13 protein-coding genes are annotated in these 12,972 nt (G+C 72.7%); 5 read left to right on the top strand and 8 right to left on the bottom strand.

The window, feature by feature from the left end; all coding sequences use genetic code 11:
• Window positions 1–10: 10 nt before the first annotated feature.
• From D9599_RS14150 to D9599_RS14125, 6 genes are all read right to left on the bottom strand, one after another.
• Complete coding sequence (locus D9599_RS14150) at window positions 11–382, bottom strand: DsrE family protein (protein WP_198381873.1); 372 nt, start codon at window positions 380–382, stop codon at window positions 11–13.
• Window positions 379–1,176 carry a molybdopterin-synthase adenylyltransferase MoeB gene (locus tag D9599_RS14145; protein ID WP_198381872.1) on the bottom strand — a complete coding sequence of 266 codons (798 nt, stop codon included), beginning with the start codon at window positions 1,174–1,176 and terminating at the stop codon, window positions 379–381. The genes D9599_RS14150 and D9599_RS14145 overlap by 4 nt, the downstream gene beginning before the upstream one ends.
• A 42-nt stretch (window positions 1,177–1,218) precedes the next feature.
• The gene (dut, locus tag D9599_RS14140; RefSeq protein ID WP_198381871.1) at window positions 1,219–1,668 is read right to left on the bottom strand and encodes a dUTP diphosphatase; all 450 of its coding nucleotides are present in this window, start codon (window positions 1,666–1,668) and stop codon (window positions 1,219–1,221) included.
• Window positions 1,668–3,098: a bifunctional phosphopantothenoylcysteine decarboxylase/phosphopantothenate synthase gene (locus tag D9599_RS14135; RefSeq protein ID WP_309228626.1), complete on the bottom strand. Its 1,431-nt coding sequence runs from the start codon at window positions 3,096–3,098 to the stop codon at window positions 1,668–1,670. Before D9599_RS14135 ends, dut begins: the two co-directional genes overlap by 1 nt.
• Window positions 3,095–3,850: a class I SAM-dependent methyltransferase gene (locus tag D9599_RS14130; RefSeq protein ID WP_198381869.1), complete on the bottom strand. Its 756-nt coding sequence runs from the start codon at window positions 3,848–3,850 to the stop codon at window positions 3,095–3,097. The genes D9599_RS14135 and D9599_RS14130 overlap by 4 nt, the downstream gene beginning before the upstream one ends.
• 67 nt (window positions 3,851–3,917) lie before the next feature.
• On the bottom strand, window positions 3,918–5,609 hold the full coding sequence (locus tag D9599_RS14125; protein WP_198381868.1) for a gamma-glutamyltransferase family protein: 1,692 nt from the start codon (window positions 5,607–5,609) through the stop codon (window positions 3,918–3,920).
• A 99-nt stretch (window positions 5,610–5,708) separates the two neighbouring features.
• Here D9599_RS14125 and mutM point away from each other — a divergent pair, with 99 nt between their 5' ends.
• From mutM to D9599_RS14100, 5 genes are all read left to right on the top strand, one after another.
• Complete coding sequence (mutM, locus tag D9599_RS14120; protein WP_198381867.1) at window positions 5,709–6,602, top strand: bifunctional DNA-formamidopyrimidine glycosylase/DNA-(apurinic or apyrimidinic site) lyase; 894 nt, start codon at window positions 5,709–5,711, stop codon at window positions 6,600–6,602.
• Between the two features lie 103 nt (window positions 6,603–6,705).
• Window positions 6,706–7,269, top strand: a complete 564-nt coding sequence (locus D9599_RS14115) for a MarR family winged helix-turn-helix transcriptional regulator (RefSeq protein ID WP_232480499.1) — start codon at window positions 6,706–6,708, stop codon at window positions 7,267–7,269.
• The gene (gene mdlC, locus D9599_RS14110; protein WP_232480498.1) at window positions 7,266–8,882 is read left to right on the top strand and encodes a benzoylformate decarboxylase; all 1,617 of its coding nucleotides are present in this window, start codon (window positions 7,266–7,268) and stop codon (window positions 8,880–8,882) included. The genes D9599_RS14115 and mdlC overlap by 4 nt, the downstream gene beginning before the upstream one ends.
• Window positions 8,883–8,897: 15 nt before the next feature.
• Window positions 8,898–10,406 (top strand): aldehyde dehydrogenase, encoded by a 1,509-nt coding sequence (locus tag D9599_RS14105; RefSeq protein ID WP_198381866.1) that lies wholly within the window; start codon window positions 8,898–8,900, stop codon window positions 10,404–10,406.
• A gap of 20 nt (window positions 10,407–10,426) precedes the next feature.
• Entirely contained in the window at window positions 10,427–11,410 is a 984-nt protein-coding gene (locus tag D9599_RS14100; protein ID WP_198381865.1) for a tripartite tricarboxylate transporter substrate binding protein, read from the top strand.
• Between the two features lie 281 nt (window positions 11,411–11,691).
• On the opposite strand, the gene D9599_RS14095 is transcribed toward D9599_RS14100, so the two are convergent.
• Both D9599_RS14095 and D9599_RS14090 read right to left on the bottom strand, forming a co-directional pair.
• Window positions 11,692–12,264 carry a histidine phosphatase family protein gene (locus D9599_RS14095; RefSeq protein ID WP_198381864.1) on the bottom strand — a complete coding sequence of 191 codons (573 nt, stop codon included), beginning with the start codon at window positions 12,262–12,264 and terminating at the stop codon, window positions 11,692–11,694.
• Between the two features lie 44 nt (window positions 12,265–12,308).
• Complete coding sequence (locus tag D9599_RS14090) at window positions 12,309–12,935, bottom strand: glutathione S-transferase family protein (protein WP_198381863.1); 627 nt, start codon at window positions 12,933–12,935, stop codon at window positions 12,309–12,311.
• Window positions 12,936–12,972 lie beyond the last annotated feature (37 nt).

Genomic DNA, 12,972 nt, shown 5'->3' with positions numbered 1-12,972 from the left:
ACCGCCGCGGCTAGAGGGAGAGGGCGTTGCCCGGGCCGACCGCCTCGAGAAAGGTCACGACTCCCGCGACCTCCACGCCGTCCATCAGTGCTTCGGGCGGGATCTCCTCGGCGCGCAGGCCGGCCTCGCAGGCGATGCGGCGGAGGCCGAGTTCCTCCGCGGCTTCCATCAGGGTGGCGATCCCCGCGACGCCGCGCCCGGCGAGGAGAGCCTCCCGCGGGTCGGAAAGGAGCGGCGCATCGCGGCGGAAGAGGGCGAGGCCGGCATTGGTGGCGAAGAGCGTCACCGGGCGGCCGATGGCGGCCGCGGCAGTGGCGAGCACGAGGGCATAGTGCGCGGGCTCGTGCCCCTCCCCGCGAAGGAGGATGCCGAGGGGGTTCATGCCCCCTCTGTGCCGCAGAGCTTGCAGGCGGGGTCGCGGCGGAGGCGGATGGTGCGGAAGCGCGTGTCCAGCGCGTCCCAGAGGAGAAGGCGGCCGGAGAGGGATTCGCCGATGCCCAGTACCTCCTTCAGCACCTCCGTCGCCTGGAGCGTGCCCATGACCCCCGTGACGGCGCCGAGCACGCCCGCTTCACCGCAGGAGGGAACGAGCCCCTCCGGCGGCGGCTCGGGGTGCAGGCAGCGGTGGCAGGGATGCGGCGCGCCAAGATGCGACTTGAAGGTGGAGAGCTGGCCCTCGAAGCGCAGCACCGCGGCGGAGACGAGAGGCCGGCCGAGGCGGTGGCAGGCATCGCCGAGGAGGAAGCGGGTGGGAAAGTTGTCCGTGCCGTCGCAGACGATGTCGTAATGGGGGATGAGGTCCCGCACCGTTTCCTCGGTGAGGCGGACCGCGTGGGCCTCGACGGTGGTCAGCGGGTTCAGGGCACGCAGCGTGGCCGCCATGCTCTCGACCTTCGGGCGGCCGACGCGATCTGTGGTATGGGCGACCTGCCGCTGGAGGTTCGACAGCTCCAGCGTGTCGTGGTCCACGAGACCGATGGTGCCGATGCCCGCCGCCGCGAGATACATCGCCAGCGGCGAGCCCAGCCCGCCCGCGCCGACCACGAGCACGCGGGCCGCGCGCAGCCGCGACTGGCCGATGGCGCCGACCTCGCCGAGGAGGATGTGGCGGGAGTAGCGGTGAAGCTCCTCCTCGGTGAAGTCGAGGCTGGGTGCCTGGGGCAGGGATCCGTCCATGGGGAGGGATGTCGGCGGTCCGGCGCGGTGGGACAAGCGCCCTTAGCGCGCCCCCGTGCTGCCGAAGCCGCCCGTGCCGCGCGGGGTGTCCGGCAACTCCAGCACCTCTTCGAACACGGCGCGCGTCACGGGGGCGAGCACCGCCTGGGCGATGCGCATGCCGCGCTCCACCCGGAAGGGCTCGTTCCCGGCGTTGAGGAGGATGACCTGCACCTCGCCGCGATAGTCCTCGTCGATCGTGCCGGGGGAGTTCGGCAGGACGATGCCGTGCTTGAGCGCGAGGCCGGAGCGGGGGCGGATCTGCCACTCGTGGCCGGGCGGCAGGGCCACGCGAAGGCCGGTGGGGATGAGGGCGCGGCCCTGGGGGGGGATCACCGCGGGCGCGTCGACGGCGGCCAGCAGGTCCATCGCGGCCGCGCCCTCCGTCGCGTAACTCGGCAAGGGGAGGTCCTGCGCGTGGGGCAGGCGGGTGACGCGGATGGTCGCGCTCATCAGTGGAAGGCCTCGGCCACGCGGTCCGCCAGGCGGGCAGCAACCTCTGCCTTGGGGAGACGGGGCCAGTGCTCCACCCCGTGTCCGGTCACGAGGTGAACAGTGTTCTCCGCCCCGCCCATGGCATCGCCCGAGACGTCGTTAGCGACGATCCAGTCGCAGCCTTTGCGCGCGAGCTTCGCCTGGGCGTGCTCGATCACCCGCTCCGTCTCGGCGGCGAAGCCGATAACGAGTTCGGGGCGCCGCGGATGGCGCGAGAGGGTAGCGAGGATGTCCGGGTTCGGCACCAGCGCCAGCGGCGGCGCCGACTGGTCGAGGGGTTTCTTCATCTTCTGGGCGGCCACGGCAGCCGGCCGCCAGTCGGCGACGGCGGCGGCGAAGATGGCGACATCCGCTGGGAGCGCGGCCTCGCAGGCGGCCAGCATGTCGCGGGCGGTCTCGACATGCACGACCTCCACCCCTCGGGGATCGGCGATGGAGACAGGGCCCGAGACAAGGGTCACGCGCGCGCCGAGCGCCGCCAGCGCCGCCGCGATAGCGTGGCCTTGCTGCCCCGAGGAGCGGTTGGCGAGGTAGCGCACGGGGTCGATCGGCTCGTGCGTGGGGCCGGAGGTGACGAGGGCGTGGCGGCCCGCGAGCGGCAGGGCGCCCGGCCCGGCGCCGCGAAGGCTGTGCGGCGCCGGTCCGCCCTCGGCGCGGGAGGCGGAGAAGGAGGAGGGAGCGGCCTCCACCGGGTCCGCGTGGTGATCCACGGGATGCGGCAGGCCCTCGGTGAAGCTGGAGGAGGAAGGCGGGCGCGGGCGCGGCGCGGGCTCGCCCTCCTGCTCGGCGATGGCGGCGTCGAGCGCATCCTCCAGCGCGGCGTCGGGGGCGCCGTGGTCGGGGTCGGAGAGGATGGCGTCGATGGCCGCGAGGATGGCGGCGGGCTCGGAGAGGCGGCCGGTGCCGCTTTCGGCCTCGGCCATGGGGCCGTCCTCCGGGCCGATGAAGGTGACGCCGCGCGCCATGAGGGTCGCGACGTTTGCGCCGGTCGCGGGGTGGGACCACATGGTCGGGTTCATGGCGGGGGCGACGAGCACCGGGCCGTCCCAGGCGAGGAGGGCTGCGCCGGCAAGGTCGTCGGCCAAGCCCGCCGCCATGCGGGCGAGCCGGTCCGCGGAGGCCGGGGCGACGACGACGAGGTCGGTCTCGCGCGCGAGGCGGATATGGCCTCGGGCGGATTCCTCCTCCAGCGACCAGAGATCCTGCGCGAGGGCGCGGCCGGTGATGGCCTGCAGCGCATGGGGGGTGACGAAGCGGGCGCCGCCGGCCGTCAGCAGGCCGGTCACGGTGGCGCCGCCCTTGCCGAGCAGGCGCGCCAGCTCCAGCGACTTGTAGGCGGCGACCGAGCCAGAGACGATCAGGAGGACGCGCTTGCCGGCGAGGCTCACAGCCGCCACCCGGAATGGATGGCGACGATGCCGCCGGAGAGGTTGCGGTAGGTGACGTTCTCGAGGTCCGCCTCGCGGAACATCGTCGCCAGCGCCTCCTGGTCGGGCATCATGCGGATGCTCTCGGCGAGGTAGCGGTAGCTTTCGGAATCCTTGGCGACGCGGGCGCCGATGGCGGGCAGGGCCTTGAAGCTCCAGGCGTCGTAGAGCGGGTCCAGCGCCGCCACCTGCAAGCGGGAGAATTCCAGCACGAGGAAGCGGCCACCTGGGCGCAGCACGCGGCGGGCCTCGCGCAGCACGGCGGGCTTGTCGGTGCAGTTGCGCAGGCCGAAGGCCATGGAAACGCGCTCCACCGAACGGTCGGGAAAGGGCAGGCGCTCGGCGTCGCAGCAGACGAAGTCGAGGCCCGAGGCGAGACCCCGGCCGAGCGCCCTGCCCTGCCCCACGCCGAGCATGGCGGCGTTGATGTCGGCCAGGATCACGCGGCCCGCGCCCCGCTCCTTCGCGAGGAAGCCGATGTCGCCTGTGCCGGCCGCGAGGTCGAGCAGCGTGTCGCGCGGGCCCGCGCCGATGGCGTTGACGAAGGCGCGCTTCCAGAGCCGGTGCAGGCCGACCGACATGAGGTCGTTCATGACATCGTATTTCGGCGCCACGCTGTCGAAGACCTGGCGGACGAGGGTCGCCTTGCTCTCGCGCGGGACGGGGGTGAAGCCGAAGTCGATGGTGTCGTTCGTAGCGTCGTTCTGGGACATGGCCGGAGGATAGGCCGCCGGGGCGGCCTACCCCAGCCCCCCCAGCCTGCTTCGGTGAAAAAGGGGCTCAGTCCCCCAATGCCACCCCGTCCCGACGCGGGTCCGCCGCACCTTCCCAACCGCCGGGGACGCGGCGGATGAGCTGGAGGCCCGTGTTCATCTCCCCCACACGCGGCGCGTGGCCCATGGCGCGGAGCGGCTCGGCCAGCGCGGCGGCGGGGGTGTTCGCCTCCAGCTCCTCCTCGCCGTTCTGGGCGCCGATGCGCGGGCGACCGGTGGCGCGGCGGGTATCGGCGCCCCAGGCAAGGACCTCCACCACCGCGACCGCCACTGAATCGACGATGCGCGCCCCCCCGCCCGCGCCGACAACAAGCTCCGGCATGCCGTCCGCCCCGAGGACGATGGTCGGCGCCATGGTGGTCACGGGGCGCTTGCCGCCGGCCATGGCGTTGAAGGCGGGTGACTCGGCGGGGCCGGGATTGGCGGCGAAGTTGGTCAGGCCGTTGTTGAGAGTGATGCCGGCCGCCAGCCGCTCCGCCCCAAAATTAAGGTTGTTGGTGGTGGTGAAGGAAACCGCGTCACCGGCGGCGTCGACGATGGCGACATGCGAGGTGCCGGCGAGCGCCAGGGGATCGGAGGCGGCGGGCAGCCCGCCATGGCGCTCCAGCGGGTTGCCGGCGCTCGCCTCGGCCATGGCACGGGCGGGGTCGATCAAGCGGGCGCGCGCTTCAAGATAGGTGGGGGAGACAAGGGGCGCAGTGGGCACGGGCACGCGGTCCGGGTCGCCCATCCAGCGGCGGCGGTCGGCGGTGGCGAGGCGACTGGCCTCGAGGATGAGGTGGGCGGCCTCCGCCGAGTCCGGCGCGAGGCGGGCGATGCCGAGGCGGTCGAGCATCCCGACCTGCTGCTGCAAGGCGACGCCTCCGGAGGAGGGGGGCGAGGCCGAACAGACCTGGCGGCCGAAGGCGGCGGAGCAGACGGGATCGCGGCGCTTTGCCTCATAGGTCGCGAGATCCTCGGCCGTCATCCAGCCGGACACGGGCTCGCGGCCCGTTGCCTCCAGCACCGCGCCGGCCAGCGGGCCGCGGTAGAGGGCCTCGGAGCCGGCTTGGGCAAGCAGGCGCAAGGCGGCGGCCTGGGCGGGATTGCGGATCGGGGTGCCGACCGGCAGGGGCTTGCCGTCGGGGCCGAAGTAGAGGGCGCGGATATCGGGGTCGCGCGCGAGTTCCGATGCGCGCGCGCCGATGACGCGGTGGAGGGTGGGCGGCATCGGGAAGCCCTCCTCCGCCGCGCGGATGGCAGGGGCCAGGAGGTCGCGCCAGGGCAGGCGGCCGTGGTCGGCATGGACGAGGGCGAGCATCCGCAGCGTGCCGGGCACGCCCACCGCGCGGCCGGAGCGGGCGACGGTCGCCGCGCCGACGCGCGTTCCGTCCGCAGCCTCCACAAGGCGGGAGGTGGCGGCCGCGGGGGCGGAGGCGATGCCCTCGTAGCCCGCGAGGCGGCGCGCCGCGGCGTCCCAGTGAAGAAGGAGGGCACCGCCGAGAAGACCCGTGGCGTTGGGCTCCACGACCGAGAGCACGGCCTGCACCGCGACGGCGGCGTCCGCCGCGCTGCCACCGGCGCGGAGGATGTCGAGGCCGGCGCGAGCGGCCAGCGGGTGGGCGGCGGCAACCATCTGGCGGGCAGGACCCTCGACGGCGCCCGCCGAGGCCGCCGTGGTCAAGAGTGCGGCGAGGAGCAGGGCGGGACGCAGGCGCATGGATGAACTCCCGGGGCAGGTGGCGGAGCTTATGACCGCCGGGAGCCACGGGCGAGGGTTCCGGCTGGAGGGGCGGCGCGTCATTCCCATATCTCCGCCATGCCCGAACTGCCCGAAGTCGAGACCGTGATGCGCGGCCTCTCCGCCGTGCTCACCGGCCGGACCATCGCCCGCGCCGAGACCCGCCGCGCCGGCCTGCGCTGGCCTTTTCCCGAGAACCTGGCCGAGCGCCTCGGCGGGCGCCGGGTGGAGGGGTTCCGGCGCCGGGGCAAGTACATGCTCATGCGGCTGTCGGAAGAAGAATCGGCCCTCATCCATCTCGGCATGTCCGGCCGGATGGTGGCGCGGCCGCCGGGGGAAGGGCCGGTGCCGCGTATCGCCCCGCAGGGCGCCTTCTCGGACGCGCGCGGCGCAGCTGACGGCCTCGCGCATGAGCACCTGATGATGGAGACGGAGGATGGCTGGCGCGTCGGCTTCCAGGACCCGCGGCGCTTCGGCTGCCTCGACCTCGTGCCGACGGAGGCCGAGGATTCGCACCGGCTGTTGCAGGGCATGGGGCCGGAGCCGCTGGATGACGGGTTCAACGCCGCCTCCCTCTCCCGCTCGCTGACCGGCAAGAACACGCCGATCAAGGCGGCGCTGCTCGACCAAGGCATGGTGGCGGGGCTCGGCAACATCTACGTGGCGGAGGCGCTGTTCCGCGCGGGCATCTCGCCCCGCCGCCTGGCCGCCACGGTGCCGGGCGCGCGCGCTGCGCGCCTCGTGCCCGCAATCAAGGCCGTGCTGACGGAGGCGATCGAGGCCGGCGGGTCCTCGCTGCGCGACTATGTGCGCAGCGATGGCGAGATCGGCCGCTTCCAGGACCGCTTCGAGGTCTACGACCGCCACGGCCAGCCCTGCCCGCGCTGCCCGGGGCCGCCCGCCTGCGCGGGCGTCGCGCGCATCGTGCAGAGCGGCCGCAGCAGCTTCTTCTGCCCGCGCACCCAGCGCTGAGGACCGGCGCGGCACGGCGCCCTTGCCGACAGATCGTTTGATCCCCTACGGTTCCTCCGGAGCGGTGCGCGACCCATGACGCGCCGCCGGGAGGAGAGACGACTTGGCCCAGCCATCGCCGGCAAGCCCCGGCCTTGCCGATCCACCAAGAGCCCGGAAAGGCGCGGCGCCTGCCCTGCGCGTGCTGAACGGGACGCCCGCGGAGCGCGGCGGGGTGCGGCTCGGGCCACTGGCGGACACGATCGGCTTCCACCTCCGGCTGGCGCAGGAGGCCTCCTTCGCGGCCTTCGCCCGGCGCAGCGCGGGGTCGGGCGGGGCGGGATCGGGACTCAAGCCCGGGCGCTTCGCCATGCTTGCCATGATCCGCGAGAATCCCGGTCTCTCGCAGACCGCGCTCGGCCATGCCGTGGGGCGGGACAAATCCACCCTCACCCCCGCGCTGGCGGAGCTGGAACGCTGCGGCCTCGTGCGGCGGGACAGGGGTGCGGACCGGCGGAGCTACGCCCTCTCCCTCACCCCTGCCGGCGAGGCGGCGCTCACGGCGCTGAGCCGGCACGCGGAGGCGCATGACCGCTCCCTCGATCAACTGGTAGGCGCGGAGCACCGCGCCGCCTTCCTCGACACGCTGCGCCGCCTGATCGCGGGGCTGGATACGGACGCTCCATGATGGACGGAAACGCCACCCCCACTCGCACCACCGTGCGCGAGGCGACCTTCGACCTGCTGCGGCAGCTCGGCATGACCACGGTCTTCGGCAATCCGGGATCGACGGAGCTGCCCTTCCTCGACCGCTGGCCCTCGGATTTTCACTACGTGCTCGGCCTGCAGGAGGCGAGCGTGGTCGGGATGGCCGACGGCTATGCGCGGGCTACCGGCCGCTGCGCCATGGTGAACCTGCACTCCGCGGCCGGCGTCGGACACGCGCTGGGCAACGTGTTCACGGCGATGAAGAACGCGGCGCCGATGGTGATCACGGCCGGGCAGCAGACGCGGGCGTTGCTGCCAAACTTTCCCTTTCTCGGCGCGACCGAGGCGGCGCATTTCCCGCGGCCCTACGTGAAGTTCTCGGTCGAGCCCGCGCGGGCGGAGGACGTGCCGGCGGCGATCGCCCAGGCGCACCGGATCGCCATGCAGCGGCCCTATGGCCCGACCTTCGTCTCCATTCCCTTCGACGACTGGTCGGCGGCCTGCCAACCCGTTGCCGCGCGCGCTTGGCACCCGGACACGGCGCCCGATCCGGCCGCGCTGGCGGAGGCCGCACGCGCGATCGATGGCGCGCGCCGCCCGGTGCTGGTGGTGGGCCCCGAGGTTGACGCGGAGGGCGCTGGGCCGGCGATGGTGGCGCTGGCCGAGCGCATCGGCGCGCCGGTCTGGACCAGCCCCTTCTCCTCCCGCCTCTCCTTCCCGGAGGACCACCCGCTCTTCGCCGGGCACCTGCACGCCTCGCCGCAGCAGGTCTCGGACACGCTCATCGGGCACGACCTGGTGCTGGTGATCGGCGCGCCGGTCTTCACCTTCCACGTGCCGGGCGAATGCGCGCTGTTCTCGGCGGGCATCCCGATCATCCAGATGACCACGGACCCGGAGACCGCGGCCTCCGCGCCCGTGGGCACGGCGATCCTCGGCGCGCTGCGGCACGGGCTGCCGGCACTGGCCGCGCTGATCGAGGGCGCGGCGCGGCCCCTGCCCGCCCCCCGCGCCCGCCCGGCGCCGCCCGAGCCGGGCAGTCCGCTCGGCGCGCCCTACGCGCTGCACCGGCTGCACGCCGCAATGCCGGAGGGCGCCATCCTCGTGGAGGAGGCGCCCTCGCACCGCCCGACCATGCACGCGCAGATGCCGATGCGCGAATGGGGCACCTTCTTCACCATGGCGAGCGGCGGGCTGGGCTACAGCCTGCCGGGCGCGGTGGGCGTGGCGCTGGCCAACCGCGGGCGGCGGGTGGTCTGCCTCATCGGCGACGGGTCTTTCATGTACTCGCCCCAGGCGATCTGGACGGCGGTGCAGGAAAAGTTGCCGCTCGCCGTCGTCGTGATGAACAACGCGGGCTACGGCGCCATGCGCTCCTTCTCGCGCGTGCTGCAGGTGCGGGACGCGCCGGGGATCGACCTGCCGGGGCTCGACTTCGTCACCATGGCGCGCGGCATGGGCTGCCCGGGGCGCATCGCGGCCACGGCCGGCGAGCTGGACGACGCGCTGGCGGAGGCCATGGCGAGCAAGGGTCCGATGCTGGTGGAGGTGGTGATCGATCCGGTCATCCCGCAGCTCTACGACAAGAAATAACCGGAGGAGACGACCATGCTGGACGTGCCGCTGATCATTGGCGAGGGGGACCGCCCTGCCACCGGCGAGGGAACCTTCGAGCGCCGCAACCCCGTCACGGGAGAGGTGGCGACACGCGCCGCCGCTGCGACGGTGGCCGACGCCGAGGCCGCCTGCGACGCGGCCGCCGCCGCCTTCCCCGCCTGGTCCGCCATGGGTCCGGGCGCGCGGCGCGGCATCCTGCTCAAGGCCGCCGACGCACTGGCCGCCAGGGCCCCCGAGTTCATCCGCCTGATGGCGGAGGAGATCGGCGCGACGGCCGGCTGGGCCGGGTTCAACGTGCACCTGGCCGCCGGCATGCTGCGCGAGGCGGCGGCGATGACGACGCAGACGACGGGCGAGGTGATCCCCTCGGACAAGCCGGGGTGCCTTGCGATGTCGATCCGCGCGCCCGTCGGCGTGGTGCTGGGCATGGCGCCGTGGAACGCGCCGGTCATCCTCGGCGTGCGCGCGCTGGCCCTGCCGCTGGCCTGCGGGAACGCGGTGGTGCTGAAGGCAAGCGAGTTGTGCCCCGGCACGCACAGCCTGATCGCCCAGGCCCTGCGCGAGGGCGGGGTGCCGCCCGGCGTGGTGAACGTGGTGACGCATTCGGCCGAGGACGCGCCGGCAGTGGTGGAGGCGATGATCGCGCACAAGGCGGTGCGGCGGATCAACTTCACCGGCTCCACCAAGGTCGGGCGGATCGTGGCCGTGCACGCGGCGCGGCATCTCAAGCCCGTGCTGCTCGAGCTGGGTGGCAAGGCACCGATGATCGTGCTGGAGGACGCGGACCTGGACGAGGCCGTGAAGGCCGCCGCCTTCGGCGCCTTCATGAACCAGGGCCAGATCTGCATGTCCACCGAGCGGCTGGTGGTGGTGGAGAGTATCGCGGACGAGTTCGCGCAGCGGCTCGCCGACTTCGTCGCGGCGCTGCCGGTGGGCGACCCGCGCGGCGGCAACGTGTTCCTCGGCTCGGTGGTGGACGAGGCCTCCGCCGTGAAGGTGGAGCGCATGATCGCCGACGCGGCCAGCAAGGGCGCGGTGGTGCACGGGGGCGGCGCGCGGCAGGGAACGATCATGCCGGCCGCCATCGTCGATCGCGTGACGCCGGCGATGGCCCTCTACGCCGAGGAGTCCTTCGGGCCGGTCGTCGCGATGATCCGCGTGAAGGACGCCGAGGAAGCGCTGCGCGTCGCGAACGACACGGAGTACGGACTGTCGGCCGCGATCTTCACGCGAGACGTGGCGCGCGGCATCGCGATGGCGCAGCGGATCGAGAGCGGCATCTGCCACGTGAACGGACCGACCGTGCATGACGAGGCGCAGATGCCCTTCGGCGGCACCAAGGCATCCGGCTACGGCCGCTTCGGCGGGCGCGCGGGGATCGCGGAGTTCACGGAGCTGCGCTGGATCACCGTCGAGACGCGGCCAGGGCAGTACCCCTTCCCACCCGCGGCTTCGAAGGACGCCGCATCGCCGCCCCCGGCAACGCCCGGCGCGCACTGAGCAGGAAGGGAGGGAACGGCATGAACAGCACCATCACTCGCCGCGCGGCGCTCGGTGCCGCGGCTGCCGCGCTCGCGGCGCCCGCCGTGCGTGCGCAGGGCGGCGGCTATCCGAACAAGCCAGTTCGCATCGTCGTCCCCTTCCCGCCGGGCGGGCTGGTGGACCTGCTGGCGCGCTCCGTCTCGCAATCTCTCGCGGCGCGGCTGGGGCAGCCCTTCGTGGTGGACAACCGCGCGGGCGCGGGCGGCAACATCGGCGCCGATCTCGTCGCGAAGGCGGCGCCGGACGGGTACACGCTGCTCGCCTCCTCCATGGGGCCGCTGGCGGTGAACCAGTTCATCTATCCCTCGATGCCGTACGACACGAACACTGCCTTCTCGCCGATCACGCTGCTGGCGACCACGCCGAAGGTGGTTTGCGTGGCGAACGCACGGCCTTGGCAGAACCTCGCGGCGCTGGTGGCGGCGGCGAAGGAGAAGCCGGGCCAGATCACCGCGGGCTCGGCTGGCGCGGGCAGCAGCCTTCACCTCGCGCTCGAGCTGTTCAAGGCCGAGACAGGCACGGATATCCAGCACGTGCCCTACCGCGGCGCCGCACCGGCCGTAACCGACCTCGTGTCGGGCAATATCGACATGGTCATCGACAACGTGCCGAACATCATCCCGCAGATCCGCGGCAACGGCGTGCGCGCGCTGGCCGTCGCGACGGAGAAGCGGCTGCCACAGCTGCCGGACGTGCCGACGACGGCGGAAGCGGGCGTGCCGGGCTTCCTGTTCGGCACAGCCTTCGGCATGGCGGCGCCCGTGGGCACGCCGGACGCGATCATCGCGACGCTGGCCGAGGCCGTTGCCGTGGCGCTGCGCGACCCCGCCATCGGCGGGCGGCTGGTCGATCAGGGCACCATTCTCGGCGGCACCGGCCCACAAGCCTTTGCAGCCCTGGTGGAGAACGAGAAGCGCACGCTCGAGCCGGTGATCCGGCGGGCGAATATCCGCGCGGACTGAGCGGCGGCTTTCCGGAGAGGGCTCTGTCCTCTCCTGGCATCTCTCGCCAAGGGCCTGAGACCCTCGGATCCTCATCCTGCTGGCGCGGATCCGATAACGAGGGGCGGTTCCCTCTTCGCACCCCTCCCGAACGTGCAGTCGCCTCGGGTCACCGGCCCGAGGCGCACCGGCCGCAGAACATTCCAGCTTTGAAGAAAAAGATGATGGTGAGGGGTCCGGGGAGAGGAAGAGTTCCTTTTTCCTCTCCTCGGAGTCACCCGCGCCGCCCCTTCAGAAGTACCTCACCGCCCAAGTTCCGCCGGCGTCATTCGCCAGCCCTCACCGGGCGCATCCGGCGGCTCCACCCAGAGGGGCAGGGCATTGGGGGTGCGGATATTGGCGGGAAGGCCTGCCGCCTGGCGGAAGGCGCGCCAGAGGGCGCCGTGCGCCACCACCAGCACGGGGCCCGGCTGGGCGGTCGCGTGATTGATGGCGTTCACCGCGCGCTCGCGCAGGTCGGCGAAAGGTTCGGCGCCCTCGGGTGTGGAGCGGCCGGCGACCCAATCGGTGAACCAGTCGGACATCTCCTGGCCCTCCTGCACGCCGAAGGCGCATTCGACGAGGTTCTCGTCGAAAGTAACGGGCAGGTTGAGGCGCGCGGCCACGACTTCCGCGGTCACGCGCGCACGGCCGAGGGTGCTGGAGTGGATGGTGCGGATGCCCTTCCCTACCAGCGCCTCCGCGGCGCGGCCGGCCTGGGCGAGACCCACAGGGTTGAGCGGGATGTCCACTCTTCCCTGGGAGAGCATGCGGGCGTTCCAGTCAGTCTCGCCGTGGCGGAGGAACCAGAAGGGGACGGGGTTCGGTTCGGTCATGCGCTGGCACAGGCCAGGGTTTGCTCTCCCCAGCCCGCTTTCCTTCAGGCCGCCAGTCCTTCCTGTTCCAGTGCCCGCTTTACCGCCGGGCGCTCCAGCATCGCCTTGAGGTGCCGGTCCAGCTTCGGCGGCAGCGGCTTGCCGACGCGCTTGGCCTGCCAGTACTCGACGAAGAACAGCGCGGCGTCGGCGACGGAGTAGCCCTCGGGCAGGATCCAGGTGTCGCCCGTCCAGTTCCTGTCCAGCAGCTCGAAGAACTTGTCGGCATTCTCCTGCGCCTGCGCGATTACCTGCGGGTGGTCCTCGTCCCGCACGGAGAAGTTGGCCGGACGGAACTGGCGAGTGAAGGCGTTGGGGTGGATGGTGCCGGTAACGTAGTCGATCGCCTCCAGCGCGCGGGCCTGGGCGGCGGGCTCCCTGGGCAGCAGCCCGGCTTCGGGGTTGCTGGAGCCGAGATAGAGGGCGATGGCCGGCCACTCGGTGAGCGCCCGCCCGCCCTCGTCGAGATCCAGCGCCGGCACCTTCGACTTCGGATTCACCGCCTTGTACTCGGGCTTGTGCTGCGCGCCGTCCTTCGTGGAGACGAGCGAGAGCTCGTAGGGCTTGCCGATCTCCTCGAGGATCACGTGGATGCCCATCGAGCAGGCACCGGGGGAATAGTAGAGCTTCATCGGGCGTGTCCTCAGCCTTGGCGGGCGGAGGGTGGCC

The organism is Roseomonas sp. KE2513, assembly GCF_016107305.1.
Taxonomy (GTDB): Bacteria; Pseudomonadota; Alphaproteobacteria; order Acetobacterales; family Acetobacteraceae; genus Roseomonas.
Note: the sequence above shows the minus strand (reverse complement) of the source record. Positions and strands in the feature narration are given on the sequence as shown.

Bases quoted from the DNA above. Each gene is read 5' to 3' on its own strand.
- mdlC (WP_232480498.1), top strand. From the start codon at position 7,266: ATGATGGACGGAAACGCCACCCCCACTCGCACCACCGTGCGCGAGGCG.
- D9599_RS14130 (WP_198381869.1), bottom strand. From the start codon at position 3,850: ATGTCCCAGAACGACGCTACGAACGACACCATCGACTTCGGCTTCACC.
- D9599_RS14150 (WP_198381873.1), bottom strand. From the start codon at position 382: ATGAACCCCCTCGGCATCCTCCTTCGCGGGGAGGGGCACGAGCCCGCG.
- mutM (WP_198381867.1), top strand. From the start codon at position 5,709: ATGCCCGAACTGCCCGAAGTCGAGACCGTGATGCGCGGCCTCTCCGCC.
- D9599_RS14090 (WP_198381863.1), bottom strand. From the start codon at position 12,935: ATGAAGCTCTACTATTCCCCCGGTGCCTGCTCGATGGGCATCCACGTG.
- D9599_RS14100 (WP_198381865.1), top strand. From the start codon at position 10,427: ATGAACAGCACCATCACTCGCCGCGCGGCGCTCGGTGCCGCGGCTGCC.
- D9599_RS14125 (WP_198381868.1), bottom strand. From the start codon at position 5,609: ATGCGCCTGCGTCCCGCCCTGCTCCTCGCCGCACTCTTGACCACGGCG.
- dut (WP_198381871.1), bottom strand. From the start codon at position 1,668: ATGAGCGCGACCATCCGCGTCACCCGCCTGCCCCACGCGCAGGACCTC.
- D9599_RS14095 (WP_198381864.1), bottom strand. From the start codon at position 12,264: ATGACCGAACCGAACCCCGTCCCCTTCTGGTTCCTCCGCCACGGCGAG.
- D9599_RS14145 (WP_198381872.1), bottom strand. From the start codon at position 1,176: ATGGACGGATCCCTGCCCCAGGCACCCAGCCTCGACTTCACCGAGGAG.
- D9599_RS14105 (WP_198381866.1), top strand. From the start codon at position 8,898: ATGCTGGACGTGCCGCTGATCATTGGCGAGGGGGACCGCCCTGCCACC.